Origin of the sequence: Aquimarina mycalae (genome assembly GCF_029906345.1) — a bacterium.
In the GTDB taxonomy this organism is placed as follows: Bacteria; Bacteroidota; Bacteroidia; order Flavobacteriales; family Flavobacteriaceae; genus Aquimarina.
In genome coordinates this window covers 360832-383850 of the sequence record NZ_JARYGY010000006.1, presented here as the reverse complement: position 1 = coordinate 383850, position 23019 = coordinate 360832, and the positions used below count along the sequence as shown (strand labels likewise).

The following is a 23019-nucleotide window of genomic DNA, read 5'->3' as shown; positions in this document are numbered from 1 at the left end:
AATTGATATGTTAGTCAACAAAAGCGGTCGTTTAGCACAAAACGACCGCTTTTATTTTTAAGCTATTTTATGTTGGTAACACTTCCTTATTAACTTTACAAAATCTTAACTTTAGCATATGGTTCAAAAAAAGGTAGTTGTTTTTAATATCTTACCAACCTTTTAGAAAGTAAAATTAATAATCCCACAAGTACCATGTGTATAAAAAATTTGATCTTAATAGCATTAGTAAGCTTCACAATTGGCTGTAAAAAAGAAGAGAAAACAAAATCTCAAAAACTAGTCGCAGATATCTCAGAACAAAAAGTTGATAAGCAACAAGAAAAAAAAGATCACCAAATCCGTGAAATAAAAAAAGCGGAAATAACACCAAACGTTGACGGAAATATGGATGATCCAATTTGGAAAGAAACTCAATGGTATCCTATGGATCAAAACTGGATTGGCGAATTTCCTGATTTTAAGGATTTTTTAGGTCGGTATAAAATGACCTGGACTCCAGAGGCGTTGTATATTCTTGTAGAAATAAAAGATGATATATTATATGACCAACATAAAGATCCTTTAAAATTATGGTGGGATGATGATTGTGTAGAAATATTTATAGATGCAGATAATTCTGGAGGTGAACATCAATACAATAACAATGCGTTTGCATATCATGTTGCTTTAGATGGTAATGTAGTCGATCTTGATGCAGAAAAGAAACCTGTGCTCTATAATAATCATGTAACCACAAAACGTATTACAAATGGAGATGTTACTGTATGGGAATTTGAGTTAATTGTATATGATGACACATATCAAGAAGGAAAAACTAATGATGCTGTGGTACTTTCTGAAAATCAAAAAATAGGATTCGCTATTGCATACAACGACAATGACACCAGTAAAGAAAGAGAAAATTTCATGGGATCTGTTTTCGTTCCTGGAGAGGATAAAAATCAAGGTTGGATCAATGCAGACATTTTTGGTACAATCGTACTAAAAGAATAACCTACACAAAATATGTCGAGGTTTTTTTTCCAAACCTAGCTTCATAGAGATTATTAAAACGAGTAACATTAGACATCCCTACGGATAAGGCTACTGCCTTAACGCTTTCATAGGTTTCATTTTCTAATAATGTTCTCGCTTTTTGAAGTACAATTTCTTGTTGAAACTTTTTAGGGCTAAGTCCTGTGATCAATTTTATTTTTCTTCTAAGTTGTCTTTCTCCCAAATACAATTCTTTAGTAAGGTCTGTTAATTTAAAATTTGGGTCCTCAATATTGGTTTCAATAATCCCTGCAATTTTTTCGATTAATTCGATATCAACTTTACTATGCTTACGACTAGTCAAAGGCGTCGATTGTATTTTTTCATCAGTATATGCTACATGCGATACTAAAACCTCATCATCAGTTATTAAAGGATCTTTTCTTAACTCCTTTCGACTATCATATCTATCCATTAAGTTATGCGCTCTTGCCAAAAGTTCTTCTGCAACAAAAGGTTTAGTAAGGTAGTCATCTGCTCCTATCGTCAATACTTTTAATTTATGATTTATTTCGGATAAGGCGGTAAGCATAATAACTGGTATATCAAAGTACACGTCCGATTGTTTAATAGTTTCTAGCAGCGTATATCCATCCATTACGGGCATCATAATATCAGATATGATCAAATCTACCTTCGTGTTTTTGAGTTTATCTAAAGCCTCTTCTCCATGATTAGCAAAAACTAAATTGTAACGTTTTTCTAAAATGGATGCGATGTATTGTTGCATACCCAAATGATCCTCTACAATTAGAATAATATGTTCTTTTTTGCTACATACTGTGGATAGTTCTAGGTGATCAAGAGATATGATTTCTTCTTCGACGGCTACGTTGGTTTCTTTTAATTGTATCTGGCTATTAACTTCTTTTACTGGTATTTTTAATTTAAAAGTGCTCCCAGCTCCTTGCCTACTTTGCACTCCAATTTCTCCTTCCATTAAATCTACTAATTCCTTAACCAGCGATAATCCTATACCCGAACCTGCATCAACTGGTTTATCAGGATCATTACTTTGAAAATAACGGTCGAAAATTTGGGATACATCTTTCTCTGAAATCCCTCTCCCAGTATCCGTAATCACAATTTTTAAAGCTTGCTTTTCTAAAGATGCATTCAGGCTAATGGATCCTTTAGCTGGTGTATACCTAAATGCATTCGATAGTATATTATTGAGTATTTTTTCTAACTTAGGAGCATCAATTGATGCTTGATATTCTTTTAATTCCCCAAAATCAACATCAAATTTTATATCATTTCGTTCGGCTAATACTGCAAATTTGTTGGAAATCTTGCTTATGAAATTTTGCAAATTAACAGGATGTACATGTAATGTTAGCTTCTTTGCCTCAAGTTTAGATAAATCTAAAATATCATTAATAAGTATTCTCAAAGAGTCTGCATTATCCTTAACTATCTGAAGTTTAGACTTGGTATCGGGATCATCAGCTATGTTAGATGTACTCAACACTTGCTCTATAGGACCGCCTATTAAGGTAAGTGGAGTTCGCAATTCGTGCGAAATATTGGCAAAAAAACGAGATTTTGCAAGATCTAATTCTTTAAGTTGTTCGTTTTTTTCCTTAATTACTGCAGCTAGGTTAATTTTTTTTCTTCTATCCCTCAGAATAAAAAATGTAGCAATAGCCGCCATTACTAAAAACAACATTGCCACACTTATAATAATGCTTTTTATATTACTTTTGGCCTGTTCTAATTCTGTTTGTTTACGTTCAAATTCAATTTTGTTGTCTCTTCTTTGAATTTCTAACAACGAACTTCTTCTAATTTCTTCATTATTAGTAATCTTTTTTTCAAGAGCTACTGTGTTTTCATATACTTCAAAAGCTTTTTCAAAATTATCCAATTTTCTATACGCTTCTGATAATAGCTTTCCTATTATAATTTGTTCTGAAGAAAACTCTCGATTTTTTAATAAATCAAAAGCTTTCTCAGCATAGAGTGCCTGTTTAGGAATATCATCATACTTAGCAGCCAGCGATGATTTAAGTCTATAATATTTAGAAAGTAAAGATGTATAGTCTGGACTACTTATGAGTATTTCATATGCATCCTCCAAAAACATTTCAGTTACTTTATATTCTCCACACTTCAATTTTATAGATGCAATTTCTAAATACGCCATAGCAGCTCTAAAAGGTAATTTATTAGTATATGCTACCTCTACTGCTTTATGAGCATATTCCAGTGCTATATCTACGTTATTGGTTTCTTTGTAGAAACTAGCTAATTTCATATACACTATAGAAGATATCTTCTTTTTGTCAATTGAATTTTTAGCAACATGTGTCAATAAGGACTGATATTTCTTAATTGCCAATTTAAAGTTTTCTTGAGCCGCATAAATAATTGCCGTTTCTGTTGTAGCCGCTTGCCTTATCTTGTAGAAATCTGAAGGATTAGACAAATTTTCGGTCATACTTAAAACCTTATTAAAATAATCCAACGCTTTAGAAATATTTCCTAAATCAGAATAAGTAGTGCCTAATCGATTTAATGCTAAAAAAAAATGTTGACGGGCTACTGTACTGGTATCATTTTTAGTTAAAGAAACAACATTGTTAGCATAATAATGTACACTATCATACCTAGGTGTAGTTAGATAATAGGATGCTTTCATATAAGTTTCGGCAATATCGTTGCTGATTTCAGCACGATCTATACGATTAGTAGCAGTATCCAATTTCTGCATATAGGTCATCAATTCTACACGATGCTTGACAGATAAACCTCTCTTTAGCTTTAATTGATTAGTATCAGAAGTATTATGTTTTTGACCAAAAACACCAGTTATAAAAAATAACATCCATATGGCTACTATCCTTTTGGTTAAAACACTATTTTCTATCATATCTAATTACTAATATAGTATACGTGGTAGGTAAAATTGAAAAAACACCTACAGCTTTATTGTTTCACTTTTCTCACAATTTAGCATTAAAATGCAAATATTTTTGTGAATTTTTCAAAAAAAACAAAGCAATCCTCTTTTTAACACAACATAAAACTACTCCCCAAATTATTTTCATATTGCTTCTAAGTAATCCTCAAACCCAATATTTGTTACAGTTAATGATTGATGCGGTTATCTAGATAATACCATTTTTGATCAAAATGTCCGATTTCGTAAACATCTGTCTGGTTTTGCATGGAACTAAAAAAAATATGAAAATCATAATAACGTTAACCCAATCATACAATAATTTAAAAAATGAAAACTATGAACAAAATGAAAATGGTTTGTCTACCATTATTAGTTACTATGATCGCAACTCTTATTATTAGTTGCGAAGAATGCGAAGAGTTAGATATCGCAAGTAATCTTACAAAGCATACCTATGAAAAAACAGAAGGTCCTGACAAGAATCCACTTAAAGGGTGGAATACTGGATGGTGGGAAGATCATGCACATGCTTCTGTTGGTTTTCAGTATCTAAAATGGAAAGATTTTGAACCAACAAATGGCACTTTTAAATTTGATGCCGTCGAAGAGGTACTAGCACGACCAGGAAGCAAAGGAAGACATCTAATTATAAGATTGTACTGTGATTGGTGGGGCATTCAAAACGATCCTAATAACGCAGGCCCAGAATGGTTATACAATCAATCAAAAGTGCCCAAATTACAAAGTGATAATGGTAAATACATGACCGATTTTAATCATCCTAATTATATAAAAGAAGCATCAGAAGCTATCAAAGCATTAGTAAATCATTATAAAAATGATCCTAGAATTTATGTATTTCAAATTGGTATGTTAGGATATTGGGGAGAATGGCATACGTTTGGGTATGAACCTTCATACGATTTTAGTGAGACAGCCACAACCAAGGTCATTGATGCTTATAAATCCAATGTTGGTGACAAAAAAATCATGGGACGTTATCCAATGCGAAATCCTTTAAAAGAAGAAATCGGAATCGGATATCATAACGATTATTTTGGTCCAGTAGATCATAGTTATGAATTTGATGAAGCAGTTTCCTCAAATGCAAAATGGTTACAAGGTCCAATTGGAGGAGAACTCCCTCCAGATGTTGAAAACAATCAACCGTTTCTTGATAAAATGTACACTACATCTAGTGGTATTGATATCATTGCGAATGGGCATTATTCTACAATGAAAGCTTCAGATAACCCTTGTGATAGTAATCCCAACAGTACCAATTGCAAAGGTTTTATGAAGATGCATCGAAAAATGGGATATAATTATCAAATCAATGAAGTAGCGTTTCCAGAAACAATCCTCCAAGAAGAAACTCTTGATGTACATATTAGTGCAAGTAATATTGGTGTAGCCGCTATGTATTATAATTGGGATATACAATTAGCACTTCTAGATGAAAACGATAACCCAGTGAATACGTATGATTTAAACTTTGATTTAACCAAATTTGTTGCAGAATGCTCAACGGTAGTAGAGTCTCTAAATAATTCATTAGATAATATCAATACAGGTACTTACAGATTAGGAATTAGAATCATTCAGCCAGAAGCAGATACAGTCAAAGACACTGCTTGGGGATTAGATGCCAGAAATACTTATATTCTATTTTCTAATAAACTTGAAGTCATCAATGGATATTGGGATGATCAAAATGTATTGCAAGGCGGTTGGTCCATTTTAGGTTCCTTGGATGTCAAATAAATTTTCATTCTAATATAGCATAACTAAACCAAAAATATACTACCCCTAGTTTTTAATTATATTATTATAAAACATAGAATTATTAAAACTGATACAATTAAGTGAGTTGGTCATCTTCATACTTATTTCTTCCTCTATTATCTTTATAGAAAAAGTAACCACATTTAAATAATGCGTATATTTCAGGAAATATCTTATACTCCTGAAAGCAAAATTTTATATACTTCCAGTAATTATTATAGCCCAATTTTTCTGTACCTCTTTATGGTTTGCAGGAAATGCTGTTATTGATGATTTTGCTTCTCAATTCAATGTTGGATTCAATATTCTGGGATACCTTTTATCTTCTGTACAGTTTGGTTTTATTGTCGGTACATTGACATTTGCTTTGTTAACTTTGGTAGACAGATTCCCTCCTTCGAGAGTGTTTTTTGTTTCTGCGATCTTAGGTGCTTTATGTAATATTGTTTTATTAATCCCTGATATTACAGTTGTTAACGTATTAACTGCGCGTTTTGGTACTGGTTTTTTTCTTGCAGGTATCTATCCTGTCGGAATGAAAATAGCTTCGGATTATTATAAAGACGGATTAGGAAAAGCTTTGGGATATCTTGTTGGTGCTTTGGTGCTGGGAACCGCACTACCTCACTTATTAAAAGAACTCTCGTGGAATAGTGATTATACAGTTGTTATACAATCCACAAGTTTTTTAGCATGTATTGGAGGGCTCTTGATTTTTTTATTAGTTCCTAATGGTCCCTATAGAAAGCCTGTTTCTAAACTTCAATTAGGAGTTATTACCGAACTCTTTGGCATTGCTAGCTTTAGAAAAGCTGCTATGGGTTATTTTGGACATATGTGGGAGTTGTATGCTTTTTGGGGATTCGTTCCAGTAATACTCAAAACATACGTAGAACAACATAAAGTCGGGCTCCCTATATCATTTTGGTCTTTTGTTATTATAGCAATTGGTTTTTTTTCGTGTATACTCGGTGGATATATCTCACTAAAAACTGGAAGTAGAAAAGTAGCCAGGTATTCATTAATTGTTTCTGCGCTTTTTTGTATTTCGTCTCCACTCCTTTTTCAATTATCACCTGTATTATTTTTAACACTACTTTGTATCTGGGGAATGGTCGTTATCGCAGATTCTCCGCAATTTTCTACCTTGGTTGCAGCGGCAGCACCCGCAGAATTAAGAGGAACAGGACTTACCATCGTAAACTGTATAGGATTTGCAATTACTATTGTAAGTATACAATTACTTTCTTATTTAGTTTCTAGAGTTGATACCACATTTTTATATGTATTTTTAAGCATTGGGCCTATTATTGGTTTGTATACCTCTAGAAAATAACCTCTTTACTACTCTTAACAAATACTTAAGAGAATCCTTGATATTTCAATGTATTTTAGAAAACAAAAAATATGCGAAACAGCATTATAATCATCATATTTCTCCATGTTGTAGTACTTTCAGCACAATCAAATTCCGAAGTTTATCTATTCGACATTATAGAAAAAGAAGGATCTCTTACCCTTAGTAATCAAAGAAACATTTCTAATAATGAAGGGTATGATAATCAGCCATCATTTTATAACGATAATATTGTTCTTTTTTCTTCGACCAGAAACAAACAAACCGACATTGCCATATATAATATAAGAGATGCCAAAGTAGATTGGATTTCTGACACAAAACAAGGCGGTGAATATTCTCCTACCAAACTCCAAATCAAAAAGCAATATCTGCTATCAGACTGGATACTAATGGCAAACAGCTATTGTATCAATATGATTATAAAACGGGTAATTCTCAAGTTCTTATTGAGGACCTTGTGATTGGTTATCATACTTGGTACACTAAAGACATAGTGGTTTCTGCAGTACTTGAAGAAGGAGGGTTATCATTGGTGGTTTCTAATATCAAAGAGAAAACAAATAACACTATTCAGAAAAAAATTGGAAGATCGCTACATAAAATTCCGAATTCTCAACTTATAAGCTATATCAGTAAAGAAAATGAAGTATGGGAAATAAAATCTTTAAATCCGAAAACTGGCGAAACCCGAAGAATAAAAGAAGTTATTCCCGAATCAGAAGATATATGTTGGCTTATTAATGGAGATATTCTAATGGCAAAAGGTAATACCATATACAAGTTCAACCCTAAAACGGATAATGACTGGAGCATTTTTCATACTTTTAAAAACCCAGAATTAGATAATATCACAAGAATGTCTAGCAATAATATTAGTACATTATTTACTTTGGTTGCTTCTAAATCACACAAATAAAAATCGCGCAAAACATATATTTAAATGAAGTATTTATTAACTCTTTTTGGTTTATTAATTCTTAGTCCTATTTCAACATTTTCTCAATCTACTTTGATAAAGAACATTAATGTAATAAACGTAGAATCAGGAAAAATTGAAACAAAAAAGAATATTCTAATCGAAGGAGAGAAAATCTCCAAGGTTTCATCAAAGCAAATACAAGTTGCTCAAAATACAACTACTATTGATGGATCTGATAAATTTATTATGCCAGGAATGGTAGACACTCATATTCATTTTTTTCAAACTGGTAGTTTATATACCCGACCTGATGCTATTGATATGAGGCATGTTTTTTCTTATGAAGATGAGATACAGTTCGCTAAGGATATTATTCCTGATAATTTCAAAAGGTATCTAAGACTAGGTATAACTTCTGTAATGGATGTTGGTGGCCCATTTTATAATTTTAAAGTTAGAGATAGTATTGCAAAAAATAATATCTCACCAAACGTATACCTTACGGGACCTTTATTTTCTCCCTATCAACCAGAAGCTTTTTCTAAACTGGAAGATATTCCTATTGAAAAAATAACATCCAAAGAAGAAGCCACAGTATTATTTAATAAAATGATTGCTTACAAACCTGATTTTATTAAGATCTGGTATATTGCCAGTAATGATATCCCTGCCGAAAAGACATTCCCAATTGTAGAGCATATCGCTCAATTGACTCATAAAAACAACCTTAAACTTACCGTACACGCTACACAACTTAATACAGCTAAACTAGCTATAAAAGCAGGTGCAGATATCCTTGTACATAGTGTAACAGATACTACGGTAGATAAAGAGTTTGTAAAACTATTGAAGGATAATAATGTTACTTACATTCCAACATTAATAGTATCCAGAAATTATGGAAAAGCGTTTCTTGCCAATCCAAGTAATCATCACCAAGATCTTACTTTTGCCAATCCTGCTGTATATAAAACACTGACGGATATCAATAAATTTTCTGACGATGAAATCCCTGAAAGAATTCTAAATCTAAGAAAAGATGGGCAATGGTTAGAGGATAGATATATCTTAAGCGATAGTATTTCTTCAGTAAATCTAAAAAAACTTTCTAAAGAAGGAGTTAATATAGCAACAGGAACAGATGCAGGTAATATTGGCACTATGCACGCTTCATCATATATACAAGAAATAGAAACCATGAAAAAAATGGGAATGTCTAATATCGATATTATAAAGGCATCAACGATTAATGCTGCAAAAGGATTTGGACTTGATACTAAAATAGGTTCTATAACTGAAGGGAAATTAGCAGATTTAGTCATTCTTAATAAAAATCCTATAGAAGATCTTCAAAACCTAAACACTATAAATGAAGTTATCAAAAGTGGAAAAGTTCTTGATATCCACAAATTAATAGAAGAAACTCCTGAACAAATTGTACAACGACAAGTAAATGCATATAATGCTAGAAACATTGATGCATTTATGGATACGTACGCCGATAATATTGAGATATTTAATTTTCCAAACGAACCCTCTATATCAGGTAAAGATCAAATGAAAAGTAGGTTTCAAAGTATGTTTGAAAGTGTGCCGAATTTATATTGTGAGATTAAGAATCGAATTGTATTAGGTAATAAAGTAGTAGATAGAGAGTATGTAAGGTTTGGAGAAAGGTATTCTAGTGTAATTGCAATTTATGAAATAACAGATGGAAAGATCTCTAAAGTTACTTTTCTAAGATAAATTGGTAGACCAAAATTGATATCGAATATTTTTTTCTCTTTTTTAACGTTATAGGTATAACTCACACCCTAAACCGTTATGAAAAACTTATGCGTCCTCCTATTTCCTTTTATCTTTTTTACAATATCTGCCCAAAACACCTATTATGTATCTGATATAAATGGTAATAACAATAATGACGGATCACAAGGGTTCCCATGGAAAACAATACAATATGCTGTAGACCAACTAAATGCTGGCGATGTACTAAATGTAGAAGCAGGGACTTACACAGAGATTGTAACATTTGATGGCAATGCAGACTCGGGCACATCTGGTAATCCAATTACTGTACAAGCTATCGGAAATGTAATTGTAGACGGAAGTTCTATAACTCCTAACGGAAGAAAAGGATTGATCACCATTTCTGGAGCAAGTTATCTCATCATAGATGGTTTCGAATTACAAAACTATCAAACACCAAATCCAGTAAATAATGACAATAGCACTCCCATAGGAATTTTAGTAGAAGGCACTTGTAGTAACTTGATTATACGAAACAATAAGATTCACGATATAAAGAACTTTTCTACATGTACTCAAAATAGTGGTTGTGGCCCTGGAGCAAATGGAATTGCAATTTATGGTGATACTACTGCAGGAATTCAAAATATAGAATTAATTGGTAATGAAGTATACGAATGTGTTACCTCATCAAGCGAATCTTTTACCATAAACGGAAACGTAAATGGATTTAAAGTAATAGACAACTATGTGCATGACAATAATAATATTGGTTTTGACTTCATTGGTTTTGAAGATGACGTATGTTCTGCTTGTGGCGATGATAATCAAGCCAGAAATGGTATTGTAAGTGGTAATCGATCTATCCGAAATACGATTTTCGGAAACCCTTCGTTAGGTGTACCTGCAAATCCATGGTATCAATCAGAAATCAATGCAGATGAAGGAAATGCTGGTGGATTCTATGTAGATGGTGGTCGTAATATCATTTTTGATAGCAATTTATCCGCAGAAAATGACTTAGGTTTTGAGTTTGGAAGTGAAAATCGTTTCCGAGAAACTTCAGATATCTTAATGATCAATAATTATGTGTATAATAATAAAGAAAATGGAGTCATTACTGGTGGATATTCTGAAACCGAAGATGATCCAAATGGAGGTGGCGGTGATGCAGTTAGGATCTATATTTACAATAATTCTTTTTATAAAAACAAAGGATGGGGAAGCGAAGTGGTTTTTCAAAGTCGGGTAAAAAACAGTCGTGTTGCCAATAATATTTTCTTTGGAGAAGCTTCTACCTCAGAATGTCATGAAAATTTTAATCCTAGTTCGAACACTAATAATTCTTGGGGAACAAATCTATGGTGGGGAAGTTCTATTTCGGGATCAGCTCCTGGCACATCCATAACTCAAAATCCGAATTATACAGATCCTGACATAGGCAATTTGGATATCCAAGCAGTATCTACTGCTGTGATTGATGCTGGCAGTAACCAAACCGACATCACAACCTGGACAGATGCTTTTTGGGATACAAATTTTCCTCCAAACGGAACAATTACGACACATGGGACTACTGACTATAATGGAAATAATCGTTTTGTAAATACTATCGATCTTGGTGCTTCAGAATTTAGTAGCACCTTGGGAATTGAAGATATCGAAGACCAACCTACACCAATGACATATCCTAATCCAGTACGAGAAGTTATTAATTTCTCTACATCCAATGGAAATTACACGTTTACAATTTATGACCTAAGTGGTAAGAAATTATCTCAAGGCAAAGAATCGAACAAGATTATGGTTGCTGATCTAAGCCCAGGAATCTATATTTTATCACTTACAGATGAAACCAGTTCGTGGTCTTATAAATTTGTCAAAGTAGAATGACTTTAGTCTACACTCCCAAATAATAAATCAGCAATGGTATATTTTACCTAATCATATGCTAATTTCTAATTACAATCATTCCATAATTACTTACAACACAACTAAATACCCAAAGTGATTTTACGTAAAACCAAAATCACCAAAAACCGTTAGTTCAAGTTTTTATTCTGAAGATATTTTTGCACCCATCTAACAGAAAAAAACAAAAATGAAAAAAGTAATTGTACTGATTGCCTTGTGTGTTTCCAGTATGCTGACAGGGCAAACAAATTCCAACAAAAATTATTTCAAACTAGATTTTCAATGTGGACTCGGATTTGGGTTTAAAAACATTGATCTCTTTTTTGATCAGAATAATGACGCATCTACCATTAGTGGCGGTGGCGGATGGAGTCTTAGTATTGGTGGTAGTTATGTATTAAATAATCAATTCGAATTAGGCGCTAATATTGGATACCAGTTTAGTCAACTCCGACCAAGGTTAACAAATGTTTCTACATCATTTGATAGAATAACAATTTTACCCACATTCAAATATCTTATTGCATTAAATGCCAATCGCGATCATAGCATCAATATTGGTACAGGTTATGGTTTTTATCTTAATGGTACCATAAAATTTGACGCCGAAAGCATTGGATTAGGCGAAGGTGATTTTAAATATGAAAACGCTTCTGGAATACATTTTTTAACAGAATACGAATTCAGAGGAGGAAATAGAGTTGGTTATGTTATTGGCTTAAAATATTACAATGTTAGTTATGAAAGTAAGTCACAAACAACAGAAAGAGATGTTAATGATTTCAACGGAACTGGTATAGATCTATATGTTGGAGCAACGATACGATTATAATTGTACAAAAGATGAAATAGATTTTCTTCAACATTTTAAACATAGTATTCACCATCACGATACTATACTTATAATCAAATAAAAAAATAATCACCAAAAAATTAAATTTTAAAACATGAAAACTAAACTTACATTGTTTATTTTAGTTACCATACTGTTATCAAGTTGCGCTGCAAAAATTCCATTAAGCAGTAATTATTATGAGTCAAATTCTAAAGTAGGATTATTATTAAACATAAACGAAATTAATGCAAGTAGAACTGGTAATCAAGGTATTATAGACCTTGCCTTGACACAAGGAATCAAATACAAAGAACCACTTAAAATTGTAGATCAACAGCTGAATGCAAAACAAAGAATTCAGGATTTATACAAAAACACTTATAGTACTAAAGGGAAAGATTTAATCCTGATAAAGGATAGTATCAATTTTAATAACTTCAAAAAGTTCGAAGTTCCAAAAGATAAAAAAGCTAACAAATATGCTAAACATGATATAAGAGAGTTAAAAACTAAATACAATATTGACGAATTATTAATAATAAACGTTAACTATGGTTTATTAGTCTCTTATTACAGTATGATTGAAACTGGAAGATCAGGAAATTGTACGATCCATTCTACTATAGTAAATCTCAACGATAATTCACTGTTATATAAAGACTTTTCCTTTTCATTGGAAAAAATAAATGGAAAATGGAAAACTCCACCTAAATACGAGAACCTTTTCTCTTCGATAAATGCAGCAATCACAGAAACTTTATCCAAGGAAAAAACAAAATTCAACAAATAGTAAAAAGGTAAAACCTGATGCTTTGATAAAGCATTAGATTTTTTTCTTAGAAATCTTAATTATCTCCTTGATCTTATAAATTTGTTAAGAAGCAGTACCTAATGTTCTCTTTTAATTAAATTAGGCGATCAAATTAACTCACATGAAGACACTGCTTACCTCAACATTACTTTTATTTACTACCATTTTAATAGCGCAAACCGATCAAAGAATCTATGATATTATTAATGCCGTTTCAGCGGATAGAATTGAAACAGATATCAAAAAACTAGCTGGTTTTGGAACACGTCATACGTTAAGTGATACAGTTTCTAACACCAGAGGAATTGGAGCTGCAAGAAGATGGATTAAATCTGAGTTTGATAAAGTATCTAAAGAATGTAATAGTTGTTTAGAAGTTTTTTATCAAAAAGACTTAGTAAAAAAAGGAACCAATCAACGTATAGTGAACGATGTTATGGTCGTAAATGTAGTAGCGATACAGAGAGGTACTAAATATCCTAATCGATTTATTATGATGAGCGGAGATATTGATTCTCGTATCACTGATCCTACTAATTATACAGATGATTCTCCAGGAGCCAATGATAATGCAAGTGGTATGGCTGGTGCCATAGAAGCTTCCAGAGTTTTATCTAAATACAAATTTGAAAATAGTATCATTTATGTTGGATTGTCTGGCGAAGAACAAGGCCTGTTTGGAGGAAAAGGATTAGCTAACTATGCCAAAGAAAATAATTGGGAAATCATTGGAATCATGAATAATGATATGATTGGTAATATCAAAGGAGTTGATGGTGTGATTGATAACAGAACATTTAGAATTTTTTCTGAACCTACCAATCTCACCGATGATAAAAAAGCTGTGAATCAAAGGCGTTTTTATGGAGGAGAAGTGGATGGCATCTCTCGCCAACTGGCAAGATATATTCATAAAACCACTAAAACGTATATGCCAGAGATGAATCCAATGATGATCTATCGTCTGGATAGATTTGGTCGTGGAGGTCATCATAGACCCTTTAACGATGCTGGTTTTGCTGGAATTCGAATTATGGAAGCTCATGAAAATTATACACAGCAACATCAGGATATAAGAGAAGAAAATGGAATCAAATATGGTGATGTAGTCGAGCACGTTAATTTTGATTATGCCGCTAAACTTACAGCTGTAAATGCAATTAATTTAGCTAGTATGGCGTGGGCTCCTCCAGCTCCTACAGAAGTTAAAATAGGCGGTATTGTAGAACCTTCAGCTAAATTTAAATGGAAAAAAATCAATGACTCCAACATAAAAGGGTATAAAATCTATTGGAGAGATACTACTTCACCAACTTGGGATCATAGTCGCTTTGTTGGAGATGTAGATGGTTTCACATTAGATGGTATCGTTATTGATAATTACTTTTTTGGAATAGCTACTGTTGGAAAAAATGGTCACGAGAGCCCCGTTGTATTTCCTTCTGGAGTATTTAGACGATAACTTATATTTTTATTAACCATAATAACCAAACCTATATATCAAATGAAAGCTTTAAAAACAGTAGTATTCTTTGTTCTTCTATGTATTATTTCTTGTAAAGAAAAATCAGTTTCTGAAAAAAAATTAGTTGCAGAAGTTTTTAATAACCATATGCTTAACCCAGAAAGTGAAATTATAATTCATGAAAATTTCAAATCACAATATGTAATTCCAAGAAACGTAGAAGTGTTTCTTCCCAAAGGGTATAATGCTACTGCAACGACTAAATATAAAGTATTGTATATGCATGATGGGCAAAATGTTTTTAATCCAAAAACATCTTATACTGGTATTGATTGGGGTGTAGATGAAGCTATTGATAGTTTGATCAAAATCGGAAAAATTAAAAACACAATCGTTGTTGCTCCTTGGAATACAGTAAAAAAACGTTTTTCGGAATATATGCCCGAAACTCCTGCCGAACTTACCAGTAGTCCCGAAGTAAAGGCTGCTTTAAAACAAAACACTGGTTTTGATGATTTGTACTCTGATGAGTATCTAAAATTCTTAGTAGAAGAATTAAAACCTTTTATTGACAAAACCTATAACGTATCTACAAAATTGGAAGATACTTCAATAATGGGTTCCTCAATGGGTGGATTAATTTCCTTATACGCAATATGTAAATATCCAGATGTATTTGGCGCTGCAGGATGTGTTTCTACACATTGGCCCATTCCCGTTTTAGGAGAAGCATATATGAAAACATTACCTTCTACCCTACCAGATCCCAAATCGCATAAGATATACTTTGATTTTGGGACAGAAACCTTAGATGCTCAATATGAACCATTTCAGAAACAAGTGGATCAAATGATGATCGATAAGGGATATACAGAAGGCAAAAACTGGATAACTAAAAAGTTTGAAGGTGCTGCTCACAATGAAAAAAGCTGGAACGCAAGAGTTCATATTCCATTAGGGTTTTTATTACAATAATTTTAAATTAAAAAAATGAATAGATTTTTCTTAACAATAGGTTTAGTTTGTGCATTATCACCGTTATTTTCACAAACATCTCTTTTTGATCAGCAACCACAATTTACAAGACAAGATACATTAAGAGGTTCTATTACAGAAGAACGTGCCTGGTGGGACCTCACATATTATCATTTAGATATCTCAGTAGACCCAGATGATAAATCTATCCAGGGAAAAAACACGATTCAATATAAAGTGCTAGAAAATCACAATTTATTACAAATAGATCTTCAATCACCTCTAGTTATTGAAAAAGTAATACAAGATGGAAAAAAATTAAAAGTTACTTCAGACGGAAATGCACATTTTATAACCTTAGATAAAAAGCAAAAAAAAGGAACTGTTAATTCCTTAGATGTATATTATAGTGGAAAACCGAAAGTAGCAGTTCGAGCACCTTGGGATGGTGGAATTTCATGGAAAAAAGATGCCAATGGTAAACATTTTGTAGCATCTTCTTGTCAGGGATTAGGAGCCAGTGTTTGGTGGCCTAATAAAGATCATATGTATGATGAAGTGGATAGTATGTTAGTAAGCGTTACTGTGCCTAAAGATCTAATGAATATTTCTAATGGACGTCTTCGCAACATTGAAGAACGTGATGATAAGACTAAAACATTTCATTGGTTTGTACAAAACCCGATTAACAACTACGGAGTAAATATTAATATCGGAGATTATGTTCATTTTGGTGAAAAATATGCTGGAGAAAAAGGAACGTTAGATATGGATTATTATGTGTTACGTGATAATTTAGAAGCAGCTAAAGAACAGTTTAAGGATGCACCAAAAATGATGAAATCTTTCGAACATTGGTTTGGCCCTTATCCTTTTTATGAAGATAGTTTTAAATTAGTTGAAGCTCCATATTTAGGAATGGAACATCAAAGTTCTGTAACTTATGGTAACAAATACGTAAATGGATATTTAGGAAATGATCTTTCGGGAACAGGATGGGGATTAAAATTCGACTTTATTATTATTCACGAATCAGGTCATGAGTGGTTTGCAAACAACATAACTTATAAAGATATTGCTGATATGTGGATTCATGAGAGTTTTACAGCATATTCAGAAAACTTATTTCTTGATTATCATTATGGTAAGAAAGCTTCTTCTGAATATGTAATTGGTACACGTAGAGGTATTAGAAATGATAAAACTATTATCGGTACATATGATGTGAACCATGAAGGTTCGAGTGATATGTATTACAAAGGTGCTAATATGTTACATACCTTACGACAATTAATAGAAGATGATGAGAAATGGAGAGCTATATTAAGAGGACTAAATAAAGATTTTTACCATCAAACAGTTACAACGAAACAAATTGAAGATTATCTAAGTACCAAAGCAAATATTGATCTAAGTGCTTTCTTTAATCAATATCTAAGAGATACTAGAATACCAACATTAGAGTATGGCTTTGATGATCAGGGATTAAAATATAGGTATGTGGATATTGTTGATGGTTTTGATATGCCTGTTCGACTAAAAATTGATGGAAAAGACAAATGGGTAAAACCTAATGCTGCATGGCAGACATTAAATGTTAAAGCCAAAGAAATCGATGTCGATCCAAACTTTTATGTGAAATCAAAATCAATATAATGAAAATCTACTTTCCGCAATGGCAAGGATCTGGTAATGGAGAGATTATTAAAGATGGTGCAAAAACCATATTGGATTATCTAAATGATCCAGAATTTGTGCATATTGACTTATCCGATATCCCCGCTGGGAAAAATGGTGTCAAAAAACATGATATCAATAATTATGATGCCATTACGGAACAACTTACAAGATTAAAAAAGAATCTAGAAGAAAAACAACCCATGACCACTACTACAATTGGTGGAGATTGTGGATTAGAAATTGTTCCTGTATCATATCTAAATAAGAAATATCCCAATCTGGGTGTTATATGGTTTGATGCACATGCAGATATTAACAAGCCTTGTGATTCGCCTAGTTGTAATTTTCATGGGATGCCTCTGCGAACCCTTTTAGGTGAAGGGTCTGATCATATGGATTCGCTACTATTTTCTACGATTAAAAGCTCACAAATTCATTATGTAGGTGTTCGAGATATTGATGATACAGAGCAAATTCGAATTAATGAAGATGAAATTTACGCCCCAAAAAAAACCAATATCGAAAGGCTGGTAAACACTTTACAATCTAAAAAAATCACCAACCTATATGTACATTTTGACTTTGATTGTCTGGAACCAAATGATTATGACAAAACGTATTATCAAGTACCCGATGGAGTGACAATATCAAAAGCAGAAGAATGTATTAAAGCATTACAAGAAAACTTTACTGTTGTAGGCAGTAGTGTGTTAGAATCTATAACTGCAAATATTTCAGAATTACAACCGATAGAAGGAATTATTAATTTATTGATGAAAAACGAACAATGAGCTCAAATCTAAAACACCTAGTTTTATTATTTTCTTTGTTTCTTATAGTAGGTTGTAATGAATCTTTTAATACTAAAAATACCACTACACAAGAAAAACAAAAAAACGAAGTATTGGTTTTGGGTACTATTCATGGAGGTCATCGCACAGATAGTATTTACAATATATCTTATTTAGAAAAATTGATCAGAAAGATTAATCCAGATTACATATTAGCCGAAATCCCTCCAGATCGTTTTCAAGAAGCTATGTTGGGATTCAAAAGAGATGATAGTATTTCTGAACCACGTGTTATGCGTTTTCCCGAATATGTGGATGTTGTTTTTCCATTAACCAAAGAAATGGATTTTGAAATTATTCCTACTGCTGGATGGACCTTACCAATGGCTCAGGAACGTAGTCAAAAACTTAGAGCAATTAGTAAAGATACTGCCAGAACAGATGATTGGAAAACATATCAAAATGCAAACAAACATTCCGATTCTGTTTATAAAATGACTGGTAAAGTCAATAATCCTTATTTTATTCATACAAATACCTATGATAGCATTCAGGATATTAGTTTACAGGTTTATAATAAATTGTTTAATGTAGAGCTTGGTTTAGGTGGTTGGGAAAATATCAATATAGCTCACTATTGGAATATTGAGAAAGCATTAGAAAAATACCGTTATCAAGGAAAAAGAATGTTAATTATTTATGGAGCTGGTCATAAAGGATGGTTTCTGAGAGAATTGCGCAAACACGATGATATTGATCTTCTGGAAATGAAACCATTTCTGGATTCCTTACAAATAAATTAAGTATGCGAGCTATTGTTTATGAATCATTTAAAGGCCCCTTAACGATCCAAAATATAAAAGATCCTACTCCATCGAAAAATGGAGTTGTTATTCAAGTAAAAGCTACTGGTTTATGTCGCAGTGATTGGCACGGATGGATGGGACATGATCAGGATATCGAACTACCACACGTTCCAGGACATGAATTAGCTGGAGTTGTAACAGATATAGGAAAAGATGTTCATAATTTTAAAGTTGGTGATCGGGTTACCGTACCATTCGTTTGTGGATGTGGTATTTGTCTACAATGTACTTCTGGCAACCACCAGATATGTGATCATCAATCACAACCAGGATTCACACATTGGGGATCTTTTGCAGAATATGTAGCTATCGATTATGCAGATACAAACTTGGTAAAACTACCTGAGGAAATAAGTGACGTTACCGCAGCAACACTAGGATGTAGATTTATCACTTCATTTAGGGCAATTGTAGAACAAGGAAAAGTAACTGCTGGTCAATATGTAGCAATCCATGGATGTGGAGGTGTTGGATTATCGGCTATTATGATTGCTAATGCACTTGGTGCTCAGGTAATAGCAATTGATATCAATGAAGAAACTTTGAGTTTTGCTAAAGAACTTGGTGCTGCACAAACTATCAATGCTGCCAATGAAACAGATATTGTTACACACATAAAATCTATAACCCATGGAGGAGCACATGTATCTGTTGATGCATTAGGGAGTGCAACTACCTGTTTTAATTCTATTTCCAATCTAAGAAAACAAGGCAAACATATTCAAGTAGGTTTAATGACAGACGATCATCAACATCCAAAAATTCCTATGGATAAAGTATTAGCTGATGAATTAGAAATTATAGGTAGCCATGGCATGCAAGCATATAAATATCCCGAAATGTTAAGTATGATCAAGAATGGTAAGCTTCATCCTGAGAAGTTAATACAACAAACCATTACTTTAGAACAAGCAATTATAGCATTACCGAATATGAATAAATTCGATACAAAAGGTATTCAGGTGATTAACTCATTTTAAACAAATATGTACAATAATCCATTACCAATGATATAAATTAATCCTTATTTTTATAAATGAAGACATACAAGAATACATTGTGTGTTATCCCTAATTAATAACAATAGTATTTCCTGAGATATAGATATTAAAAGATATAAATATTGTATCTAACTATCTTGATAAAGACTATGGTTATGTGATAAGTCTTAAATCAAAATAATAGTAAAACCGAGTCAATTGAAAAATAACATCGTATTACTTCACGGAGCACTAGGAAGTGAAACCCAGTTTGAAAAACTAGTAACAATTCTTGAAAAAGAGTTTAATGTTTATACATTTAATTTTGATGGACATGGTGGAATTCCAATAAAAAATGATTTTAGTATTGATCTATTTACAAAAAACACAAAAACGTTTATTGAACAACATCAGCTAGAAAATCCTATAGTTTTTGGGTATAGTATGGGAGGTTATGTTGGCATCAATGTCGCTAGAAAATATCCAGATATTGTTCATAAAATAATTACTCTAGGCACAAAATTTGATTGGACACCAGATTTTTCTAGACAAGAGGTACGTATGCTAAATCCTGATAAAATAGCTCAAAAAGTTCCAAAATTCGCTCAATATTTAAAAGCTTTACATTCTGACACTTATTGGAAAGAAGTAGTACTTCAGACAGCCAAAATGATGAATAACTTAGGAGATACACCTACATTAAAGGATGAAGAAATTGAGAAGATACAGCATAAAGCATTAGTTTGTTTAGGTGCATTGGATAACATGGTAACTCTAGAAGAATCAAAGAGAATTAGTAATACTTTTCCCAATGGCCAATTTCAAATTCTCGAGAATTGTCCGCATCAAATAGAACGGGCAAACATTCCAGATTTAGCAAAAACAATACAAGATTTTATTAAAAACTAAGGAAAAACAAAAACTATCAATATGCCTGTAAAAGTGTGTTTAATACAAGATAGTCCCGTTTTCTTTGATAAAGAAAAAACGATAGACAAGATAGAAACGTTAACAAAAAAATACAGCCAAGAAGGTTGTGAACTTATCGTTTTTCCTGAATCTTTTATTCCTGGATATCCAAGAGGATTTGATTTTGGCGCTACTGTTGGTCGTAGAACATCAGAAGGAAGAGACTTATATGCTGAATATTATAAAAACAGTATTGATTTACAAAGTAATGACCTAAAGAGATTAGAAGAATTATCTGCTTCGCAAAATATCTATATGGTAATTGGTGCAACCGAAAAACAAGAAACTAATGGTAGCCTATATTGTTCTATGATTTATATTTCTCCTACACTTGGATTATTAGGTGTACATAGAAAAATAAAACCTACAGGAACTGAAAGACTCATTTGGGCAGAAGCTGGTTCAGAATCTTTAGTTACCTTTAAAACTAATATCGGAAAGCTAGGAGGACTTATTTGTTGGGAAAACTATATGCCACTAGCCCGAATGTCTATGTACCAGAAAGGAGTAGAAGTTTATATCGCACCTACTGCGGATTCAAGATCAGTTTGGACAGCTACAATGAAACATATTGCATTAGAAGGAAGATGTTTTGTGCTTGGTTGCAATCAATATTACACCAAATCGATGTATCCTGAAAAGTATCAGTCTTTAGTAGAAAATGAACAAGAAGATATTTGTCCAGGCGGCAGCATCATTGTTTCACCTCTTGGAGAAGTAATTGCGGGACCACTATTTGGAGAAAATGGTACTTTGATAGCTACTTTAGATCTGGATGAAATTAATCAAAGTAAATTGGATTTTGATGTAATAGGACATTATGCCCGAAATGATCTGTTTGATTTTAGAGTAAATGGACAACCAGACATACAGAATGAAATCGATAACCTATAAAATCACATAAAGATTGAGCATATCTTTATAAAACATTTTAAAAGGCAACACAAAATAAAACCGTTTATGAAGACAGTAAAAGCATATGCCGCGCAAGAAGCAGGAGCTTCTTTAAAACCTTTTCAATATAAGTTATCAGATGTAGGTATTGAAGAAGTAGATATCAAAGTACACTATTGTGGTATTTGCCACTCTGATCTAAGTATGCTTAACAATGAATGGAGAAATACACAATTTCCATTCGTTCCAGGTCATGAAATAGTCGGTGAAGTAATTGCTGCAGGATCTAATGTAAAGAATATTAAGACTGGAGATCTTGTAGGATTAGGATGGTTTTCAGAATCTTGTATGCATTGCAATCAGTGCATGTCTGGAAGTCATAATCTATGTGCTACTAAAGAAGAAACCATTGTAGGTCGTCACGGAGGTTTTGCGGATCACGTGCGCTGTCATTGGTCATGGGCGATTCCGTTACCAAAAGGAATCGACATGAGTAAAGCTGGTCCATTATTGTGTGGAGGAATTACTGTTTTTAATCCTATTTTGATGAACAATGTAAAACCAACAGACAAAGTAGGTGTAATTGGCATTGGTGGGTTAGGTCATCTTGCAATCAAATTCTTGAATAAATGGGGTTGTGAGGTAACTGCATTTAGCTCTAATCCGTCAAAGAAAAAAGACATCCTAAAAATGGGTGCTCATAATGTAGTCAATTCCAGAGATCTTGCAGAAATAAAGGAGATCAACGGTACCCTTGATTTTATTTTAAATACGACCAACGTTACCCTTAATTGGTCAGGATATCTAAGAGCTCTGGCTCCAAAAGGTACTTTTCATAATGTGGGAGCTGTATTAGAACCTATGGCCATACCTGCTTTTGGATTAACTGGTGGAGAAAAGTCGATATCAGGAAGCCCTTTAGGAAGTCCTGCTCTCACCCGAAAAATGTTGGAGTTTTGTATCAGACATAATATCTATCCGATTACAGAAGAGTTTCCTTTGGCTAATGTTAATGAGGCTTTAAAACATCTTGAAGACGGAAAAGCACGGTATAGAATTGTATTAAAAATTTAGAGAAATACC

19 protein-coding genes are annotated in these 23019 nt (G+C 32.7%); 18 read left to right on the top strand and 1 reads right to left on the bottom strand.

Annotation, left to right across the window (positions count from 1 at the left end):
* The first annotated feature begins 210 nt into the window (after window positions 1–210).
* Window positions 211–996 (top strand): sugar-binding protein, encoded by a 786-nt coding sequence (locus QBK95_RS16230; RefSeq protein ID WP_280935599.1) that lies wholly within the window; start codon window positions 211–213, stop codon window positions 994–996.
* A gap of 1 nt (window position 997) precedes the next feature.
* Here the strand turns inward: QBK95_RS16230 and QBK95_RS16225 are convergent, their stop codons facing one another.
* Window positions 998–3910 (bottom strand): response regulator, encoded by a 2913-nt coding sequence (locus QBK95_RS16225; RefSeq protein ID WP_280935598.1) that lies wholly within the window; start codon window positions 3908–3910, stop codon window positions 998–1000.
* A gap of 369 nt (window positions 3911–4279) precedes the next feature.
* Here QBK95_RS16225 and QBK95_RS16220 point away from each other — a divergent pair, with 369 nt between their 5' ends.
* From QBK95_RS16220 to ahr, 17 genes are all read left to right on the top strand, one after another.
* The gene (locus tag QBK95_RS16220; protein ID WP_280935597.1) at window positions 4280–5707 is read left to right on the top strand and encodes a DUF4832 domain-containing protein; all 1428 of its coding nucleotides are present in this window, start codon (window positions 4280–4282) and stop codon (window positions 5705–5707) included.
* A 196-nt stretch (window positions 5708–5903) separates the two neighbouring features.
* Complete coding sequence (locus QBK95_RS16215) at window positions 5904–7064, top strand: MFS transporter (RefSeq protein WP_348637345.1); 1161 nt, start codon at window positions 5904–5906, stop codon at window positions 7062–7064.
* Between the two features lie 71 nt (window positions 7065–7135).
* Window positions 7136–7549, top strand: a complete 414-nt coding sequence (locus QBK95_RS16210) for a TolB-like translocation protein (RefSeq protein WP_280935596.1) — start codon at window positions 7136–7138, stop codon at window positions 7547–7549.
* Window positions 7492–8004, top strand: a complete 513-nt coding sequence (locus QBK95_RS16205) for a hypothetical protein (RefSeq protein ID WP_280935595.1) — start codon at window positions 7492–7494, stop codon at window positions 8002–8004. Before QBK95_RS16210 ends, QBK95_RS16205 begins: the two co-directional genes overlap by 58 nt.
* 24 nt (window positions 8005–8028) lie before the next feature.
* Window positions 8029–9753, top strand: coding sequence for an amidohydrolase family protein (locus tag QBK95_RS16200; protein ID WP_280935594.1), 1725 nt, complete (start codon window positions 8029–8031; stop codon window positions 9751–9753).
* A gap of 78 nt (window positions 9754–9831) precedes the next feature.
* A complete protein-coding gene (locus QBK95_RS16195) occupies window positions 9832–11649 on the top strand; it encodes a T9SS type A sorting domain-containing protein (protein ID WP_280935593.1) in 1818 nt (605 codons plus the stop codon).
* Between the two features lie 208 nt (window positions 11650–11857).
* Complete coding sequence (locus QBK95_RS16190) at window positions 11858–12502, top strand: hypothetical protein (RefSeq protein WP_280935592.1); 645 nt, start codon at window positions 11858–11860, stop codon at window positions 12500–12502.
* 115 nt (window positions 12503–12617) lie between these two features.
* Window positions 12618–13295 carry a hypothetical protein gene (locus QBK95_RS16185; protein ID WP_280935591.1) on the top strand — a complete coding sequence of 226 codons (678 nt, stop codon included), beginning with the start codon at window positions 12618–12620 and terminating at the stop codon, window positions 13293–13295.
* A gap of 142 nt (window positions 13296–13437) precedes the next feature.
* Window positions 13438–14778 (top strand): M28 family peptidase, encoded by a 1341-nt coding sequence (locus tag QBK95_RS16180; protein ID WP_280935590.1) that lies wholly within the window; start codon window positions 13438–13440, stop codon window positions 14776–14778.
* 42 nt (window positions 14779–14820) lie between these two features.
* Window positions 14821–15756, top strand: coding sequence for an alpha/beta hydrolase (locus QBK95_RS16175; RefSeq protein ID WP_280935589.1), 936 nt, complete (start codon window positions 14821–14823; stop codon window positions 15754–15756).
* Window positions 15757–15771: 15 nt separating this feature from the next.
* Entirely contained in the window at window positions 15772–17412 is a 1641-nt protein-coding gene (locus tag QBK95_RS16170; RefSeq protein WP_280935588.1) for a M1 family metallopeptidase, read from the top strand.
* On the top strand, window positions 17412–18227 hold the full coding sequence (locus QBK95_RS16165) for an arginase family protein (RefSeq protein ID WP_280935587.1): 816 nt from the start codon (window positions 17412–17414) through the stop codon (window positions 18225–18227). The genes QBK95_RS16170 and QBK95_RS16165 overlap by 1 nt, the downstream gene beginning before the upstream one ends.
* Window positions 18224–19030, top strand: coding sequence for a hypothetical protein (locus QBK95_RS16160; RefSeq protein ID WP_280935586.1), 807 nt, complete (start codon window positions 18224–18226; stop codon window positions 19028–19030). Before QBK95_RS16165 ends, QBK95_RS16160 begins: the two co-directional genes overlap by 4 nt.
* Before the next feature lie 2 nt (window positions 19031–19032).
* Window positions 19033–20073, top strand: a complete 1041-nt coding sequence (locus tag QBK95_RS16155; protein WP_280935585.1) for a zinc-dependent alcohol dehydrogenase family protein — start codon at window positions 19033–19035, stop codon at window positions 20071–20073.
* A 219-nt stretch (window positions 20074–20292) separates the two neighbouring features.
* The gene (locus QBK95_RS16150; RefSeq protein ID WP_280935584.1) at window positions 20293–20982 is read left to right on the top strand and encodes an alpha/beta fold hydrolase; all 690 of its coding nucleotides are present in this window, start codon (window positions 20293–20295) and stop codon (window positions 20980–20982) included.
* A gap of 21 nt (window positions 20983–21003) precedes the next feature.
* Window positions 21004–21936 (top strand): carbon-nitrogen hydrolase family protein, encoded by a 933-nt coding sequence (locus tag QBK95_RS16145; RefSeq protein ID WP_280935583.1) that lies wholly within the window; start codon window positions 21004–21006, stop codon window positions 21934–21936.
* 66 nt (window positions 21937–22002) lie between these two features.
* Window positions 22003–23010, top strand: a complete 1008-nt coding sequence (gene ahr, locus QBK95_RS16140; protein WP_280935582.1) for an NADPH-dependent aldehyde reductase Ahr — start codon at window positions 22003–22005, stop codon at window positions 23008–23010.
* Window positions 23011–23019: the final 9 nt, after the last annotated feature.